The organism is Pseudomonas sp. BE134 (assembly GCF_031456105.1).
Taxonomy (GTDB): domain Bacteria; phylum Pseudomonadota; class Gammaproteobacteria; order Pseudomonadales; family Pseudomonadaceae; genus Aquipseudomonas.
Map to the genome: position 1 here is coordinate 74,235 of NZ_JAVDUA010000003.1, position 14,603 is coordinate 88,837.

Genomic DNA, 14,603 nt, shown 5'->3' on the forward strand with positions numbered 1-14,603 from the left:
GGAACCTCAAGGGGATGACGACGCGATCCTGAGGCCGTGTCAGAGGCGTGACAATCGAAATCCGACGAGTAACACGACTTGTGCACAATTCTATAAGTTACTGTTTTTTAGACGGAACTTAACTGTTTTTCGCCGGTCTTAGTTACTTCGCAAAGGCCGTTTCTATACAGGAACGGCCTTTTTTGTGGGCGATTGGAAAGTGTCCGGAATATGATCATTCCCACGCTCAGAGTGGGAACGAACACGCCGCGTTAAGCCGACCTTGCCAAAATCAGCCCGGTCTCACTCGCCATTTCCAAGCGTATCGACACGAATTTCGACGTTGGTGTATGGCTGCCATCCCCGATGCTTTCCAGCGGCACCAGCGGATTCACTTCCGGGTAGTAAGCCGCCGCTTGCCCCGCGGGAATATCAAACGCCAGCAGTGTGAAGCCTTTCACCCGACGCTCACGCCCGTCATCCCAGATCGAAACAATGTCGGCTTTCTGTCCCGGTTTGAAACCCAGGCGAATGATGTCGGCTTCGTTCACAAACAACACGTCGCGCTGGCCTTTTACTCCTCGGTAACGGTCGTCGAGACCATAAATCGTGGTGTTGTACTGATCGTGGGAACGCATCGATTGCATGATCAAATCCGGCAGTACGCCAGTAGCGCGGGTGCGCTCGTGAACCAAGTCTTGAGGCAGGGCATTGGGACGGAAATTGGCCCGGCCTGACGGTGTGTTCCATTTACGCGCACCGGCACTGTTGCCGAGATAAAAACCGCCCGGATTTTTGATCTTTTCGTTGAAGTCCCGAAAGCCTGGAATTGTGTCGGCGATCAGATCGCGGATACGGCCGTAATCGGCCACCAGCCAGTTCCAGTCCACCGGTTTACTGCCCAGGGTCGCGGCGGCGATACCGGCAATGATCGACGGCTCCGAGCGCATCCGGTTCGACAATGGCTGCAATTGGCCGTTGGAGGCATGGACCATGCTGAACGAGTCTTCCACGGTCACCGCTTGCGGGCCTTCGGTTTGTATATCGATGTCAGTGCGGCCCAGGCACGGCAGGATCAATGCATCTTTACCATGTGCCAAATGGCTGCGGTTGAGCTTGGTGCTGATCTGCACCGTCAGGTCGCAATTGCTCAACGCCTGGAAGGTGCGCGAACTGTCTGGAGTGGCTTGGGCGAAGTTGCCGCCCAGACCGATAAAGACTTTGGCGCGACCTTCGGCCATGGCATGGATCGCCTCGATCACGTTGTGGCCATTGTCACGCGGTACCTTGAACTGGAAGCGACGCTCCAGCGAATCGAGGAACGCTACCGGTGGACGCTCGTTGATGCCCATGGTCCGGTCGCCCTGCACGTTACTGTGGCCACGCACCGGACACAGACCGGCGCCCGGCCGGCCGATGTTGCCGCGCAGCAGCATCAGGTTGGCGATTTCCTGGATGGTCGCAACCGAGTGGCGATGCTGGGTGATGCCCATGGCCCAGCACATGATCACGCTCCTGCTCTTGGCATACATGCGCGCTGCTTGCTCGACCTCCACCAGGGGCAGGCCAGACTGTGCGACGATTTGCTCCCACGGCGTATCGTCGACGGCGGCCAGGTATTCCAGCACGTTGGCGCTGTGTTCGTTGAGGAAGTCGTGGTCGAACACGGCAGCCTCACCGGCCTTCTGTGCGTCGCGCTCCCATTGCAGCAGGAATTTCGCCATACCGCGCACAATCGCCATGTCGCCACCGAGGGCTGGACGGAAGAACGCGGTGTTGGTGGGCTTGTCACCGTTGGTGAGCATTTCTATCGCGTGCTGCGGGTGCTGAAAGCGCTCCAGGCCCCGCTCTTTGAGCGGGTTGATGCAGATAACCTGGGCGCCGCGCTTCACCGCTTCACGCAACGGTTCGAGCATCCGGGGATGATTGGTGCCGGGGTTCTGGCCCCAGACGAAAATCGCATCGGCGTGTTCAAAATCATCGAACGTCACGGTGCCTTTGCCGACGCCGACACTTTGCGCCAACGCCACACCACTGGCCTCGTGGCACATGTTCGAGCAGTCGGGGAAGTTGTTGGTGCCGTAAGTACGCACGAACAGTTGATAGAGGTATGCCGCTTCGTTGCTGGCGCGGCCCGAGGTGTAGAACTCAGCCTGGTTCGGGTTCGACAGGCCCCGCAGATGCCTGGCGATCAAGGCGAACGCCGCTTCCCAGCTGATCGGCTTGTAGCGATCGGTTTCGATGTCGTAGCACATTGGCTCGGTCAAACGACCCTGGTACTCGAGCCAGTAATCGCTTTGTTCCAGCAACGAACTGACGCTGTGTTTGGCGAAAAACGCGCCATCGACACGGCGTTTGGTCGCTTCCCAGTTCACCGCTTTGGCACCATTCTCGCAGAACGCCACCATGCCGGCTTCCTTGGAATCGCCCCAGGCGCAACCAGGGCAGTCGAACCCGCCGTTCTTGTTGGTCTTGAGCATCATGCGCAGGTTTTTCAGCGCGTTGTCGCTGGTCAACCAGGCCCGGGCAACGCTGGCCAGTGCGCCCCAACCACCGGCCGCGCCTTTATAGGGCTTGTAGCGGGGGACGGGTGTCTGGTCGGCTTGTTGATGTTGGCTCACGCTTGAGTCTCCAACGCTGGGCTGTAGACCCGCGGCGCATTCTTCTGGGGTAGATGGATGAGATTGAGGTTGTGGCGACGGGCCCATTGCACGGCAAGGCCCGTGGGCGACGACAGGCTGACCAGGGTCTGGATGCCGGCACGCAAGACTTTCTGAATCAATTCGAGGCTGCAACGGCTGGTGACAATCGCCAGGCCGCCAGTCGTCGGGATCTTCTGGCGGATCAGCCCGCCAATCAGCTTGTCGAGGGCGTTGTGCCGGCCGATGTCTTCACGGCCCAGCAGCAATTCACCCTGACCGTTCATGAATACCGCTGCGTGCACCGCGCCGCAATGTTGACCCAGCGGTTGGAATGCGCCGATGCGTTCGCGCAGGCCATCGAGCCATTCGGCGGGCGGCAGCGGCGCGCCGGGCAACACCTTGAGGTCGGGCAATGCCTGCTCAACCGCTTCCACGCCACAGAGCCCGCAACCGCTCGTGCCGGCCAGTTGCCGCCGCTGCAGCTTGAGGTTCCAGAAGGCGCGATTGGCGATGGTCACTTGCGCGTACTGTGCCGATCCTTCACCGGTCAATTGCAGGTCATAGATGTCAGTCACGTCTTCGATAATGCCGCTGCCGAGACTGAAGCCGACGATGAAGTCTTCAAGGTCCGTCGGCGTCACTAGCATGACGGCCTGGCTGATGCCGTTGAAGGCGATCGCCAACGCCACTTCTTCGGCCAGCGCGGTGCTGGCCGATTCGGTGTATTGAAGGTCACAGAAACTGTAGGTCTGGCTTGCGTCTGGCGCGGGCGTTTCGAGTGCGGGCGCCGCGCAGCCGGGGCGCTTGGTGTTCATGAGGCATCACCGACGGGATTAGTCAGGTTTAAGCCTAGGCGCGTCAATTGGTCGCGTCTAATCGCTATTACTGATCTACCGATAGATGACGTCGATCAAGAGGCTGTCAACGATTTCTGATAGATCGCAAAACAGGCTTCCGCCAAGGCCGAGCGTGGGGCGCTGCGACGCATGATCAACCCCAGCCGTGCGAGGGTTTGCGCGTTTTCGATGGGGTGCAGGCGCAAGTGATCGGTGAGGTTTTCCAGACCGCCGTCCAGCGGCATCACCGCGCAGCACATGCCGCCATGAACCGCTTGTAACAATTGGTGCACCGCGTCGGTTTGCAGCAGTGGTTGGGGTGACAGGCCGCGGCTGTGGAAGTTGTGGTCGATGGACTGGCGAAAGTGCATGCCACTGGTGAGCATTCCCAGCGGCATTGCGATCAGCGACTCCCAGCTCAAAGGCGCTTCGCCGAAACTGAAAAAGCGCTGATCGTAGAGCAGGCCCATGTGGGTTTCACTGAACGCCAGCGAATCGAAGCGCTCGTTGTCCAGGCGCTCCAAATAAGACACGCCGAGGTCCAGACGATTGTTCGACAGCTGCTCGAGAATTTGCTCGGAACTCAGTGCCGAGAGTTCGAAGCGCAAGTTCGGGTGTTCAGCGTGCAAGCGTTGCATCAGCGGCAACGGATCGAAACTCGACAGCGGCACCACACCCAGGCGCAACGTACCGACCAGGTTGCCGCGACAGGCCGCGGCTTCAGCCTGCAAGCCGTCATAAGCCGCCAGCACGGTGCGCGCCCAGGCCAGCACACGCTCACCCGGTGCGGTAAACCCTTCAAAGCGTTGACCACGATTGACCAGCGGCAACTCGAGTTCTTCTTCGAGGCTGCGCAAGCGCATGGACAGGGTCGGCTGGGTGATGTGGCAGCGGGCGGCGGCCTGGCCAAAGTGCCGGGTTTCGTCGAGGGCGATGAGGAATTTCAGTTGCTTGATGTCCATCTTCGCTCCAGGGCGCGGTGAAGGAGTGGATTCTAGCGCTTGCACCCGATCAACGTCATTGGTCGGGTTGGAGCCGGGGGTTACCCGCTTGGTCTACGCTTTTGCGTCTGGAAACCTAAACCCAAGGAGAGTGCACCATGAGTATTTTTAGCTTTGTGAAGGAAGCCGGCGAAAAACTGCTCGATCTGCTGACCCCCGGCAACGCCAATGCCAGCGAGCAGTTGAAGGAACACATCAGCAAGGTCGGCTTGGGTAACCCGAATGTACAGGCCACGGTGGATGGCGACACAGTGACCGTGACCGGGGAAGTCGGCAGTCAGGAAGAGAAGGAAAAAATTCTGCTGGCGGTGGGCAATATTGCCGGTGTGGGCAATGTTGATGACCAGATCACCGTGACCGGGCCGGTGGCGAAGGCTGCGGTGTTTGTCACGGTGGTGAAGGGTGACACCCTCAGCGCGATTTCCTTGCGCGTGTATGGTGATGCCAACAAGTATCAAAAGATTTTCGATGCCAACAAGCCGATGCTCAAGGACGTGAACAAGATCTATCCAGGGCAGTCGTTGCGGATTCCCGAGTAACCCTCAAGACCGTGTGATGGCCTTCGCGGGCAAGTCACGCTCCTACAGACGACATAAAACCTGTGGGAGCGTGGCTTGCCCGCGATGCAGACGACTCGGTCTAAAGCCCTGCAATCAAATCCCGATAATCCCCCACCGCCGCAAACTCCGCCGTGTCCTTGGGCCCTTTGCGACTGTCCGGCTCGCTCACCGCCAACAGATGCGCCACGCCAAAACGGCGGGCACTGCGCAGGATCGGCAACGTGTCATCGATAAACAGGCTACGCGCCGGATCAAAGCCGATGTCCGCCTGCAACGCCTCCCAGAACTGCGCATTCTCTTTGGGGAAACCGTAATCATGCGAGCTGATCAAACGCTCGAAGTAGGGCGCCAGTTCAATCCTTTCCAGCTTCAATGACAGCGAATCCCGGTGCGCATTGGTAATCATCACCACACGCTTGCCCGCCTGTCTGACTGCCGCCAGAAAGGTATCAGCATCCGGGCGCAAGGCGATCAGGTGCGCGGTTTCCAGTTTCAGTTCGCGCACCGGCAGTTTCAATTCGGCGCTCCAGAAATCCAGGCAGTACCACTGCAACTGGCCGGCATTACGTTCGAACAGCGGCTGCAATTCCAGCTCGGCCATGGTCCGGCTCACCCCATGCAGCTCGGCGTAACGCTGAGGCAAGTGCTCCATCCAGAAATGATTGTCGTAATGCAGGTCCAGCAGCGTGCCGTCCATGTCCAGCAGAACGGTGTCGATGTCGCGCCAGGGCAGCAGGGACATAAAAAACTTCTCCAGCGGTAAAAGAGATATCCAGAGTCAACAAACAGGATAGGCCGGGTATAGTAGCGCGTTCACGCCAAGGAGCTTTTCATGCGCCAGAAACCCACCGTACTTGCCCGCGAGATCGTCGCCACCAGCCGTTTGTTTTGTGTCGAAGAGCTGAAACTGCGCTTTTCCAATGGCGTGGAGCGCACGTACGAGCGTCTGGTCGGCAAAGGCGCGGGGTATGGCGCGGTGATGATCGTGGCCATGCTCGATTCGGATCATGCGGTGTTGGTCGAGGAATACTGCGGCGGCACGGATGAATATGAGCTGTCTTTGCCCAAAGGCCTGATCGAGCCGGGTGAAGACGTGCTGGCGGCTGCTGTGCGTGAGCTCAAGGAAGAAGCCGGGTATGGCGCACGACAGCTGGAGCATCTGACCGAGTTGTCGTTGTCGCCCGGTTACATGAGCCAGAAGATCCAGGTGGTGCTGGCCACCGATCTGTATGAAGAAAGCCTTGAAGGCGACGAGCCCGAGCCGATGGGCGTAGACAAGATCAATCTGCGTGAGTTATCCGCCCTGGCGCAGAACCCGCGCTTCACCGAGGGCCGTGCCTTGGCGGCACTGTATCTGGCCCGTGACCTACTGACCCAGCGTGGGGTGTTTTTGCCATGAAGTTGAATTTTCCCCATCCGTTGATGGCGCCGGTGATCGAACTGGCATTGACGGCTGGCGAAGCGATTCTGCCGTTCTGGCGCATCGATACTGCCGTGACGTCCAAGTCTGATGATTCTCCGGTCACCGCCGCAGACCTGGCGGCTCACCATTTGATTCTGGCCGGCCTGACCGCGCTGGACCCAAGCATCCCGGTGCTGTCTGAAGAAGACGCCAACATCCCACAAAGCGTGCGTGCCGGATGGCAGCGGTGGTGGCTGGTGGACCCGTTGGACGGGACCAAGGAATTCATTACCGGCAGCGAAGAGTTCACCGTCAACATCGCGCTGATCGAGCAGGGGCGAGTGGTGTTTGGTGTGGTGTCGATGCCGACCAACGGGCGTTTCTATGTCGGTGGTGCGGGTTTGGGCGCCTGGCGCGGCGACAAGGGCAGCCAGCCATTGCCGATCCAGGTTCGCGAAGTGCCTGCAGTGGGAGAGGCGTTTACCGTGGTCGCCAGTCGTCGACATTCGAGCCCGGAACAAGAGCGCTTGCTGGCTGGGTTGAGCGACAGTCTGGGTGAGTTGCAACTGGCCAATATCGGCAGTTCGCTGAAGTTCTGCCTGTTGGCGGAAGGGGCGGCGGATTGTTATCCGCGCCTGGCACCGACTTCGCAGTGGGACACGGCAGCGGCGCAAGGCGTGCTGGAAGGAGCGGGCGGCGAGGTGCTGGACTTGAGCGGTGCGCCGTTTTGCTATCCTGCACGGGAATCGCTGTTGAATGAGTTCTTTTTGGCGCTGCCGGCGAAGGCTGCGTGGCGCGAAAAATTGTTGGCGTTGGCACGGGCGTAAAGATCAAGGATCGCAGCCTCGTTTCACTCGACAGCTCCTACAGGAGGGATGCGATTTTCTGTAGGAGCTGTCGAGTGAAACGAGGCTGCGAATAAGATCGTTCCCACGCTCTGCGTGGTAACGCCTCTAGGGACGCTCCGCGTCCAGTGACGCGGAGCGTCACGGGCTGTATTCCCACGCGGAGCGTGGGAACGATCAGTTACCGGTGAAGGACGTACTGCCCGGTAAACCTCACTGCATCCTCATCACTGCCGACATTCACAATCCGTGAATGCAGCGTCAACCGCGCTCGCCCATAGCGCTGATACATCGCCAAAAACTTCTTCCACACTGCCGCACTCGGCGCCTGGCAAATCGCCGTCGCGTCCTGGGTCACCGGTAGCGGATAGCTGATCTGCCCTTCCTGAATCACGATATGCCCGTCTTCGATCCCTTCCTCACGCAAGCGCAAATGCAGCCAGCCCCAACCCGCCAGCACCGCGCCGCAATACAAACTGCCACCGAACATGGTGCTTTTGTGATTGACGTTGGCCTCCAGTGGCAAGTACAGGCGCAGTTGCTGGTCGTGCCAGTCGAGCACTTTGATGCCCATGGCCTGCGTCAGGGGGATGTCGCGATGGAGAATGGATTCCAGGTGACGACTGTCGCGGTTCATGCGCGGGCCTCTTGGTTGAAAATGATGATTTAACGGTCGCTCAATCGAGATCGTCAGCAGGGCTGCTGGCGCCGCCGGCGAAATTCAGCCCGTGTTTGCGCAGCTTGTCGTGCAAGGTCTTGCGCGGGATGCCCAGCGCTTCAGCGAGGCTGCGCACGGAGGTGTGAGGGCGTGCCAGTTCGGCGGCAATCAGGTTTTTTTCGAAGTTTTCCACTTGTTCGCTCAAGCCGCCGTTGAACCCCTGAACCGGCATACTGGTACCGCCCTCCGGCATAGTATTGTCCAGCGCCAGTTCCAGGCCCAGGGCGAAGCGTTCGGCGGCGTTTTGCAGTTCTCGTACGTTGCCGGGCCAGGTGTGGCGCAGCAGCAGGGCGCGTTGTCCCGGTTGCAGCTCATGGGGCGGCAAACCGTGGCGTGCGCTGGCTTCATCGGCGAAGTGCTGGAACATCACCAACGCATCTTCGCCGCGCTCGCGCAGTGGCGGAATACGCAGCGGCGCGACGTTCAGGCGGTAATACAAGTCAGCACGGAAACGCCCTTGATCGGCGGACTGGCGCAAGTCTTCCTTGGTCGCGGCGATGATGCGGATGTCCAGGGGGATCAACTGATTGCCGCCCAAACGCTCGACGACGCGCTCCTGCAACAAGCGCAGCAATTTCACCTGCACGTCCAGGCTCATGCTCTCGATTTCGTCGAGGAACAGTGTGCCGCCGTTGGCGAATTCGAACTTGCCGATGCGGCGCTTTTGCGCCCCGGTGAAGGCCCCGGGCTCGTGACCGAACAGCTCGCTTTCCACCACAGACTCGGCCAGTGCGCCGGCATTGATCGCCACGAACGGACCATTACGACGGTTCGACAAATCGTGCAACGCCCGGGCCACGACTTCTTTGCCCGCGCCGGTTTCACCCAAAATCAACACATCGGCCTTGGTCGCGGCCAGTGCGCCAATCTGCTCGCGCAGACGCAGCATCGGCGCCGATTGCCCGACCAGTCGAGTGCTCAATTCATTGCGATCACTCAGGGCCAGACGCAGGCTGCGGTTATCCAGCACCAACCGGCGCAAGTCCAGCGCGCGGCGCACGCTGTCGAGCAGGGCGTCGCTGGCGAAGGGTTTTTCCAGGAAGTCATAGGCCCCGGCGCGCATGGCTTGTACCGCCAGCGGTACATCGCCGTGACCGGTGATCAACAGCACCGGCAGCTCCGGGTCCTGGGCATGCAGTTCGGTCAGCAGTTCGAGGCCGTCCATGCCCGGCATGCGAATGTCGCTGACCACCACGCCCGGCCAGTCACGCTCCAGTTGCGCGGCCAGGCCTTTGGCTTGCGCCAGCGGCAGGATTTTCAGGCCGGCGAGGTCCAGGGTCTGGCTCAGGGCCTGACGCAGATGGGGATCATCGTCGATCAACACGACCTGAATGCGGCTGTCGATGGTCATGCACTTCGGTCCTCGGACGGTTGCAGGCTCACGCCCGGTGCGCCTGCGCGCAATTTCAGGGTAATCAGGGCGCCGCCTTCCTTGTGGTTGGCGAACGACAGTTCACCACCGAAGGCACGCATCAGGGTTTCGCAAATCGCCAACCCCAGCCCGAGCCCTTGAGTGCGGGTCTTGGTGGTGTAGAAAGGTTCGCTGGCGCGCCCCAGGGCTTCCATGCAAAAGCCGGGGCCGTTATCGCGAATGTACAGATTGACGCCGTCGGCGGTGGATTGGGCACTCAACCAGAGTTTACGCGGCGGGCCTTTTTCAGTCAGCGCATCGAGGGCGTTGGCCAACAGATTGCCGAGTACCTGACGCAGCCGCGTTTCCCCGGCCTCGACCCACAGCGTCGCGGCGGGCAAGTCGCGGATCAGCTCGACTTCCATGCTGCGTCGGCGCTTGGCCAGCAATGCCAGCGCGTCATCCAGCGCCGGTTGCAGCGCAACGCTTTCCGGCGCGTGACGATCACGCCGGGCGAAGGCGCGCAGGTGAGCGATGATCGAGGCCATGCGCCCGGTCAGTTCGCTGATCAGTTTGAGGTTGCCGCGAGCATCGTCGGTGCGTTGATGATCGAGCAGCACTTCAGCGTTTTCCGCGTAGCTGCGAATCGCCGCCAGGGGCTGGTTGAGCTCATGGCTGATGCTCGCCGACATGGTTCCCAACGCTGATAATTTACCGGCCTGGACCAGATCATCCTGCGCGCGAACCAACTCCTGCTGGGCGTGTTCGCGCTCCAGCACTTCCTGTTTCAGGCGCCGGTTCAGGCCTTCGAGGTCGCTGGTGCGCTCGGCGACCCGGCCTTCCAGTTCGCGCCTGGCCTTGGCTTCGAAGGCGATGCGCTCGAGGTAATGACGGCGGCGCTGCATCATCAGCCCGAGCAACAGCATCAACACCAATAGCGTTGCGCCACCGATGGCGACCACCGTGCGGACAGGGCGGTTGATCAAGGTGCGCGGGGCGAGGATGCTGACGTTCCAGCCGGTTTCGGCGATCTGCCGCGTTTGTGTCAGCCAGGCATTGGGATTGAGCTTCAACGGTTTTGGATCGCGGGTCGGGTACGGTTGAATCGCGGTAATGGCTTTGTTTTCTTCTTCGGTCAACGGGCGGGTTGAGCGAAAGCGCCACTCCGGCCGCGACGTGAGAATGACCACACCGTTTTGGTCGGTCAGCAGCAGCTGCTCCGGGGTTTTTCCCCACAGGCTTTCGGTGTGGTCCAAGTCGACTTTGACCACCAGCACGCCGATGACCTTTTCGCCATTGCGAACTGCGGCGGCAAAGAAATAGCCGCGTTTGGCCGAGGTTGTGCCCAAGCCGAAAAACCGTCCGAGTCGCCCGGCCATGGCTTCGCTGAAATAGGGCCGGAAAGAAAAATTACGCCCGACGAAACTGTCGTGCTTGTCCCAGTTGGATGCCGCCAGCGTCTTGCCGCTTGTGTCCATCAAGTACATGACTTCGGCACCGGTTTGGGTGCTGATGTTTTTCAGTAAGCGATTGGCATTGCCTTGGGTGACGCCATCATCGGGCGCGCCGAGTACCGCACGCAGGGCCGGCAGGTCGCCGAGGATTTGCGGCAAGACCTCATAACGGTGCAGCGTGCCCAACAGGTTGGCGACGTACAGGTCGAGGGTCTGACGGTTCTGCCCGGCCAGTTCGCTGCGATAGTAACGCTCGGCCAAATGCTCCAGCGGCCACAGTAACGGCGCCAGGCACAGCGCCAGCAGGGCGAGGCTGCGCCAGCGGGGTCTGCGAGGGAGGGTTGGAGTCATGAGCATCGGGCGCCTGGGGGTACAGGCGCATTATGCCTAGGCTTGCCCGGCAAGACACTCGCGCAGCGCAGTTTGCCAGTCAGGCTGACAGACGCCCCATTCGCGCTGCAGACGACTGCAATCGAGGCGAGAGTTCAGTGGCCGGGCTGCGGGTGTCGGGTAGTCGCTGGACGGAATCGGCAGCAGGTTGGCGCACGGCTTACCCTGTTCCCGAAGCGCATCGCCAATGGCCTGGGCGAAGCCGAACCATGACGTTTCACCCTGAGCTGTGAGGTGATACGTGCCCCAGGCACCGGCCTGTCCCGCTTGCCAGCGTTCAATCAGGGCGAGGGTGCTTTCGGCAATCGTGCCAGCCCAGGTGGGCGCGCCGATCTGGTCAGCGACAATGCGCAATTCCGGTTTTTCTTGCAGCAGACGTTGCATGGTCAGCAGGAAGTTGCGGCCGTGGGTCGAGTAAACCCAGCTGGTGCGCAAGATCAGGTGCAGGCCTTGAACCGCCGTGATCGCCTGTTCGCCGGCCCGTTTGCTCTTGCCATACACGCCGAGCGGATTGGGCACATCGTCTTCGTTGTAAGGCGCGGTCTTGCTGCCGTCGAACACGTAATCGGTCGAGTAATGAATCAACGGGATGCCCAGCGCCAGCGCCTCTTCAGCCAATACACCCGGGCCGGTCGCATTGATGGCAAATGCCTGCGCAGGTTCGCTCTCCGCCTGATCGACAGCCGTGTGAGCCGCCGCGTTGATGATCAGGTCGGGACGAACACGCTGGACCTGCCGACGAATCTGTTCCGGTTGAGCCAGATCAAGCTGATCGCGCCCCAGCACGATCAATTCACCGACATCACCCAGGCGACGCTGCAACTCACGGGAGACCTGACCGTTTTGACCACTGATGAGTATTCTCATGGAAACAGATCAGCCTCTAAAAAGAGCTGACTGTTCTGATCCTTGGCCGACAACTGTGGGGCTTCTTCCAGTTGCCAATCAATGGCGAGGGTCGGATCGTCCCAACGAATGCTGCGTTCGGCAGACGGTGTGTAGTAATCCGTGGTCTTGTAGAGGAACTCGGCGAAGTCGCTGAGTACTACAAACCCATGGGCAAAGCCTTCGGGCACCCAGAGTTGCCGATGATTTTCGGCGGACAACCTCACCGCCACCCACTGGCCGAAATGCGCCGAGCTGCGACGGATGTCTACCGCCACATCGAGCACTTCACCGACGGTCACGCGCACCAGTTTCCCTTGGGTGTTTTGCAGTTGGTAGTGCAGACCACGCAACACGCCCTTCTGGGATCGGGAGTGGTTGTCCTGAACGAACTGGGTGTTCAGCCCCGTTGCATCTTCGAACGCCTTGGCATTGAAGCTTTCGTAGAAAAAGCCGCGCTCGTCACCGAAGACTTTGGGCTCGATGATCAATACACCGGGCAAGGCGGTTTCAGTCACCTTCATTGTTCTTCCCCCACCAACTTGAAGAGGTATTGGCCGTAACCGGTCTTGCCGAAATAACTGGCGCGCTCGAGCAGAAGCTCGCGGCTGATCCAGCCATTCTCGTAGGCAATCTCTTCCAGGCATGCAACTTTCAGGCCTTGGCGATGCTCGATGGTCTGCACGTACTGAGAGGCTTCGAGCAGGCTGTCGTGGGTGCCGGTATCCAGCCAGGCGAAACCGCGACCAAAACGCTCGACCTGCAAATCGCCGCGTTGGAGGTAGGCGTTATTGACGTCGGTGATTTCCAGTTCACCGCGAGGCGAGGGTTTCACGGCCTTGGCGATGTCGATCACGTCGTTGTCGTAGAAATACAGCCCAGTGACGGCGTAGCTGGATTTCGGTTTTTTCGGCTTCTCTTCGATCGACAAGGCACGGCCTTCGCCGTCGAAATCAATCACGCCAAAGCGTTCGGGGTCGTTGACCCAGTAGCCGAACACGGTCGCGCCAGAAGGGCGTTTTGCCGCGTTTTTCAACTGATCACCGAAGTGCTGACCATGGAAGATGTTGTCGCCGAGGATCAGGCACACCGGATCGTCGCCAATAAATTCTTCGCCTATCAAAAAAGCCTGGGCCAGACCGTCCGGCGACGGTTGTTCGGCGTAGCTGAAATTGACCCCGAACTGACTGCCGTCGCCCAACAGGTTGCGGTACTGCGGCAGATCCTGAGGTGTGGAAATCAGCAGGATGTCCTTGATGCCGGCCAGCATCAGTACCGAGATCGGGTAGTAGATCATCGGCTTGTCATAGACCGGCAACAGCTGTTTCGATACGCCAAGCGTGATCGGGTGCAAACGCGTACCCGAACCGCCTGCCAATACTATGCCTTTCATCATGCGAGCAGTTCCTTGGTAGTGATGGCGCCCAGTCGTTCGCCCTGATAGCTGCCGTCCTGAACACGGTGGCACCACTCCAGGTTATCCAGATACCACTGAACGGTTTTGCGCAGGCCGGTTTCGAAGGTTTCTTCGGGTACCCATCCGAGTTCGCGTTGGATCTTGCTGGCGTCGATGGCGTAGCGCTGGTCGTGACCGGGGCGGTCCTGGACGAAGGTGATCAAATCGGCGAAATGCGCCACGCCTTCCGGTTTTTGCGGCGCCAGTTCTTCGAGCAGGGTGCAGATGCCACGCACCACGTCGATGTTTTTCTGTTCGTTGTGACCGCCGATGTTGTACGTCTCGCCGACCACCCCTTCGGTGACCACTTTGAGCAGCGCGCGGGCGTGATCCTCGACGAACAACCAGTCACGCACTTGCAGGCCGTTGCCGTATACCGGCAGCGGTTTGCCTGCCAGGGCGTTGAGGATCACCAGCGGGATCAGTTTCTCGGGGAAGTGGAACGGCCCGTAGTTGTTCGAGCAATTGGTCAGCAATACCGGCAAGCCGTAGGTGCGTTGCCAGGCGCGGACCAGGTGGTCGGACGCCGCTTTGCTGGCGGAATACGGCGAGCTTGGCGCGTAGGGCGTGGTTTCGGTGAACAGATCGTCGACGCCGTGCAGGTCGCCATAGACCTCATCGGTGGAGATGTGATGGAAACGGAAGGCGCTTTTTTCAGGTTCGGCCAGGGTCTGCCAGTAGGCGCGGGTTGCTTCCAGCAGGCTGTAGGTGCCGACGATGTTGGTTTGAATGAAATCCGAAGGACCGTCGATGGAACGATCTACATGGGATTCGGCCGCCAGGTGCATGATCGCGTGCGGCTGGAAACGCGCCAGGATTGCGCTCACGGCCGCCTGATCGACGATATCGGCTTGCACGAATTCATAGCGGGTGTCGGAGGCAATGCTGGTCAACGATTCGAGATTGCCGGCGTAGGTCAGTTTGTCCAGGTTGAGCACTTCGTGCCCCGTGTTCCGGATCAGGTGACGAATCAGGGCAGAGCCAATGAAACCGGCACCGCCGGTGATGAGAATACGCATGTTGGCCAGCCTTTTTTCGTAAGACAAGTGGATGAGCATAGCTTGTCGGCAGGAGCGGGGTGGTG

At 60.0% G+C, this 14,603-nt stretch carries 14 protein-coding genes; 3 read left to right on the plus strand and 11 right to left on the minus strand.

From position 1 onward, the window contains the following. Nucleotides 1–251: 251 nt before the first annotated feature. The 3 genes from J2Y56_RS03885 to J2Y56_RS03895 form a co-directional block, all read right to left on the minus strand. Nucleotides 252–2,600 (minus strand): FdhF/YdeP family oxidoreductase, encoded by a 2,349-nt coding sequence (locus J2Y56_RS03885; protein ID WP_310348715.1) that lies wholly within the window; start codon nucleotides 2,598–2,600, stop codon nucleotides 252–254. Then, the gene (gene fdhD / locus J2Y56_RS03890; protein ID WP_310348717.1) at nucleotides 2,597–3,436 is read right to left on the minus strand and encodes a formate dehydrogenase accessory sulfurtransferase FdhD; all 840 of its coding nucleotides are present in this window, start codon (nucleotides 3,434–3,436) and stop codon (nucleotides 2,597–2,599) included. Before fdhD ends, J2Y56_RS03885 begins: the two co-directional genes overlap by 4 nt. Before the next feature lie 95 nt (nucleotides 3,437–3,531). Next, entirely contained in the window at nucleotides 3,532–4,419 is an 888-nt protein-coding gene (locus J2Y56_RS03895) for a LysR family transcriptional regulator (RefSeq protein WP_007949178.1), read from the minus strand. Between the two features lie 137 nt (nucleotides 4,420–4,556). Between J2Y56_RS03895 and lysM the strand changes: the two genes are divergently transcribed. Next, nucleotides 4,557–4,997, plus strand: coding sequence for a peptidoglycan-binding protein LysM (lysM, locus tag J2Y56_RS03900; RefSeq protein ID WP_007949177.1), 441 nt, complete (start codon nucleotides 4,557–4,559; stop codon nucleotides 4,995–4,997). A 100-nt stretch (nucleotides 4,998–5,097) separates the two neighbouring features. On the opposite strand, the gene yrfG is transcribed toward lysM, so the two are convergent. Then, nucleotides 5,098–5,760 (minus strand): GMP/IMP nucleotidase, encoded by a 663-nt coding sequence (gene yrfG / locus J2Y56_RS03905; protein ID WP_007949176.1) that lies wholly within the window; start codon nucleotides 5,758–5,760, stop codon nucleotides 5,098–5,100. A gap of 90 nt (nucleotides 5,761–5,850) precedes the next feature. Here yrfG and nudE point away from each other — a divergent pair, with 90 nt between their 5' ends. After that, nucleotides 5,851–6,417, plus strand: a complete 567-nt coding sequence (gene nudE / locus J2Y56_RS03910; protein WP_007949175.1) for an ADP compounds hydrolase NudE — start codon at nucleotides 5,851–5,853, stop codon at nucleotides 6,415–6,417. Beyond that, nucleotides 6,414–7,247 (plus strand): 3'(2'),5'-bisphosphate nucleotidase CysQ, encoded by an 834-nt coding sequence (gene cysQ, locus J2Y56_RS03915; RefSeq protein ID WP_310348720.1) that lies wholly within the window; start codon nucleotides 6,414–6,416, stop codon nucleotides 7,245–7,247. Before nudE ends, cysQ begins: the two co-directional genes overlap by 4 nt. 199 nt (nucleotides 7,248–7,446) lie before the next feature. Here cysQ and J2Y56_RS03920 read toward each other — a convergent pair whose 3' ends face one another. From J2Y56_RS03920 to rfbB, 7 genes are read right to left on the minus strand one after another with little or no spacing between them, the layout of a single operon-like run. Further along, nucleotides 7,447–7,902 carry a thioesterase domain-containing protein gene (locus J2Y56_RS03920; RefSeq protein ID WP_310348722.1) on the minus strand — a complete coding sequence of 152 codons (456 nt, stop codon included), beginning with the start codon at nucleotides 7,900–7,902 and terminating at the stop codon, nucleotides 7,447–7,449. 40 nt (nucleotides 7,903–7,942) lie between these two features. Continuing rightward, nucleotides 7,943–9,334, minus strand: a complete 1,392-nt coding sequence (locus J2Y56_RS03925; RefSeq protein WP_310348724.1) for a sigma-54 dependent transcriptional regulator — start codon at nucleotides 9,332–9,334, stop codon at nucleotides 7,943–7,945. Then, on the minus strand, nucleotides 9,331–11,139 hold the full coding sequence (locus J2Y56_RS03930) for an ATP-binding protein (protein ID WP_310335797.1): 1,809 nt from the start codon (nucleotides 11,137–11,139) through the stop codon (nucleotides 9,331–9,333). The genes J2Y56_RS03925 and J2Y56_RS03930 overlap by 4 nt, the downstream gene beginning before the upstream one ends. A 36-nt stretch (nucleotides 11,140–11,175) precedes the next feature. Next, entirely contained in the window at nucleotides 11,176–12,045 is an 870-nt protein-coding gene (gene rfbD, locus J2Y56_RS03935; protein WP_007949168.1) for a dTDP-4-dehydrorhamnose reductase, read from the minus strand. Continuing rightward, nucleotides 12,042–12,587: a dTDP-4-dehydrorhamnose 3,5-epimerase gene (gene rfbC, locus J2Y56_RS03940; RefSeq protein ID WP_310335801.1), complete on the minus strand. Its 546-nt coding sequence runs from the start codon at nucleotides 12,585–12,587 to the stop codon at nucleotides 12,042–12,044. Before rfbC ends, rfbD begins: the two co-directional genes overlap by 4 nt. Next, the gene (gene rfbA, locus J2Y56_RS03945) at nucleotides 12,584–13,459 is read right to left on the minus strand and encodes a glucose-1-phosphate thymidylyltransferase RfbA (protein WP_007949164.1); all 876 of its coding nucleotides are present in this window, start codon (nucleotides 13,457–13,459) and stop codon (nucleotides 12,584–12,586) included. Before rfbA ends, rfbC begins: the two co-directional genes overlap by 4 nt. Further along, nucleotides 13,456–14,538 carry a dTDP-glucose 4,6-dehydratase gene (rfbB, locus tag J2Y56_RS03950; RefSeq protein ID WP_033049780.1) on the minus strand — a complete coding sequence of 361 codons (1,083 nt, stop codon included), beginning with the start codon at nucleotides 14,536–14,538 and terminating at the stop codon, nucleotides 13,456–13,458. Before rfbB ends, rfbA begins: the two co-directional genes overlap by 4 nt. Nucleotides 14,539–14,603 lie beyond the last annotated feature (65 nt).

Excerpts from the sequence above, each read along its gene's own strand:
- rfbA (WP_007949164.1), bottom strand. The coding sequence starts at position 13,459 with ATGATGAAAGGCATAGTATTGGCAGGCGGTTCGGGTACGCGTTTGCAC.
- rfbC (WP_310335801.1), bottom strand. The coding sequence starts at position 12,587 with ATGAAGGTGACTGAAACCGCCTTGCCCGGTGTATTGATCATCGAGCCC.
- yrfG (WP_007949176.1), bottom strand. The coding sequence starts at position 5,760 with ATGTCCCTGCTGCCCTGGCGCGACATCGACACCGTTCTGCTGGACATG.
- rfbB (WP_033049780.1), bottom strand. The coding sequence starts at position 14,538 with ATGCGTATTCTCATCACCGGCGGTGCCGGTTTCATTGGCTCTGCCCTG.
- J2Y56_RS03920 (WP_310348722.1), bottom strand. The coding sequence starts at position 7,902 with ATGAACCGCGACAGTCGTCACCTGGAATCCATTCTCCATCGCGACATC.
- J2Y56_RS03895 (WP_007949178.1), bottom strand. The coding sequence starts at position 4,419 with ATGGACATCAAGCAACTGAAATTCCTCATCGCCCTCGACGAAACCCGG.
- rfbD (WP_007949168.1), bottom strand. The coding sequence starts at position 12,045 with ATGAGAATACTCATCAGTGGTCAAAACGGTCAGGTCTCCCGTGAGTTG.
- J2Y56_RS03930 (WP_310335797.1), bottom strand. The coding sequence starts at position 11,139 with ATGACTCCAACCCTCCCTCGCAGACCCCGCTGGCGCAGCCTCGCCCTG.
- cysQ (WP_310348720.1), top strand. The coding sequence starts at position 6,414 with ATGAAGTTGAATTTTCCCCATCCGTTGATGGCGCCGGTGATCGAACTG.
- lysM (WP_007949177.1), top strand. The coding sequence starts at position 4,557 with ATGAGTATTTTTAGCTTTGTGAAGGAAGCCGGCGAAAAACTGCTCGAT.
- nudE (WP_007949175.1), top strand. The coding sequence starts at position 5,851 with ATGCGCCAGAAACCCACCGTACTTGCCCGCGAGATCGTCGCCACCAGC.
- J2Y56_RS03925 (WP_310348724.1), bottom strand. The coding sequence starts at position 9,334 with ATGACCATCGACAGCCGCATTCAGGTCGTGTTGATCGACGATGATCCC.
- fdhD (WP_310348717.1), bottom strand. The coding sequence starts at position 3,436 with ATGAACACCAAGCGCCCCGGCTGCGCGGCGCCCGCACTCGAAACGCCC.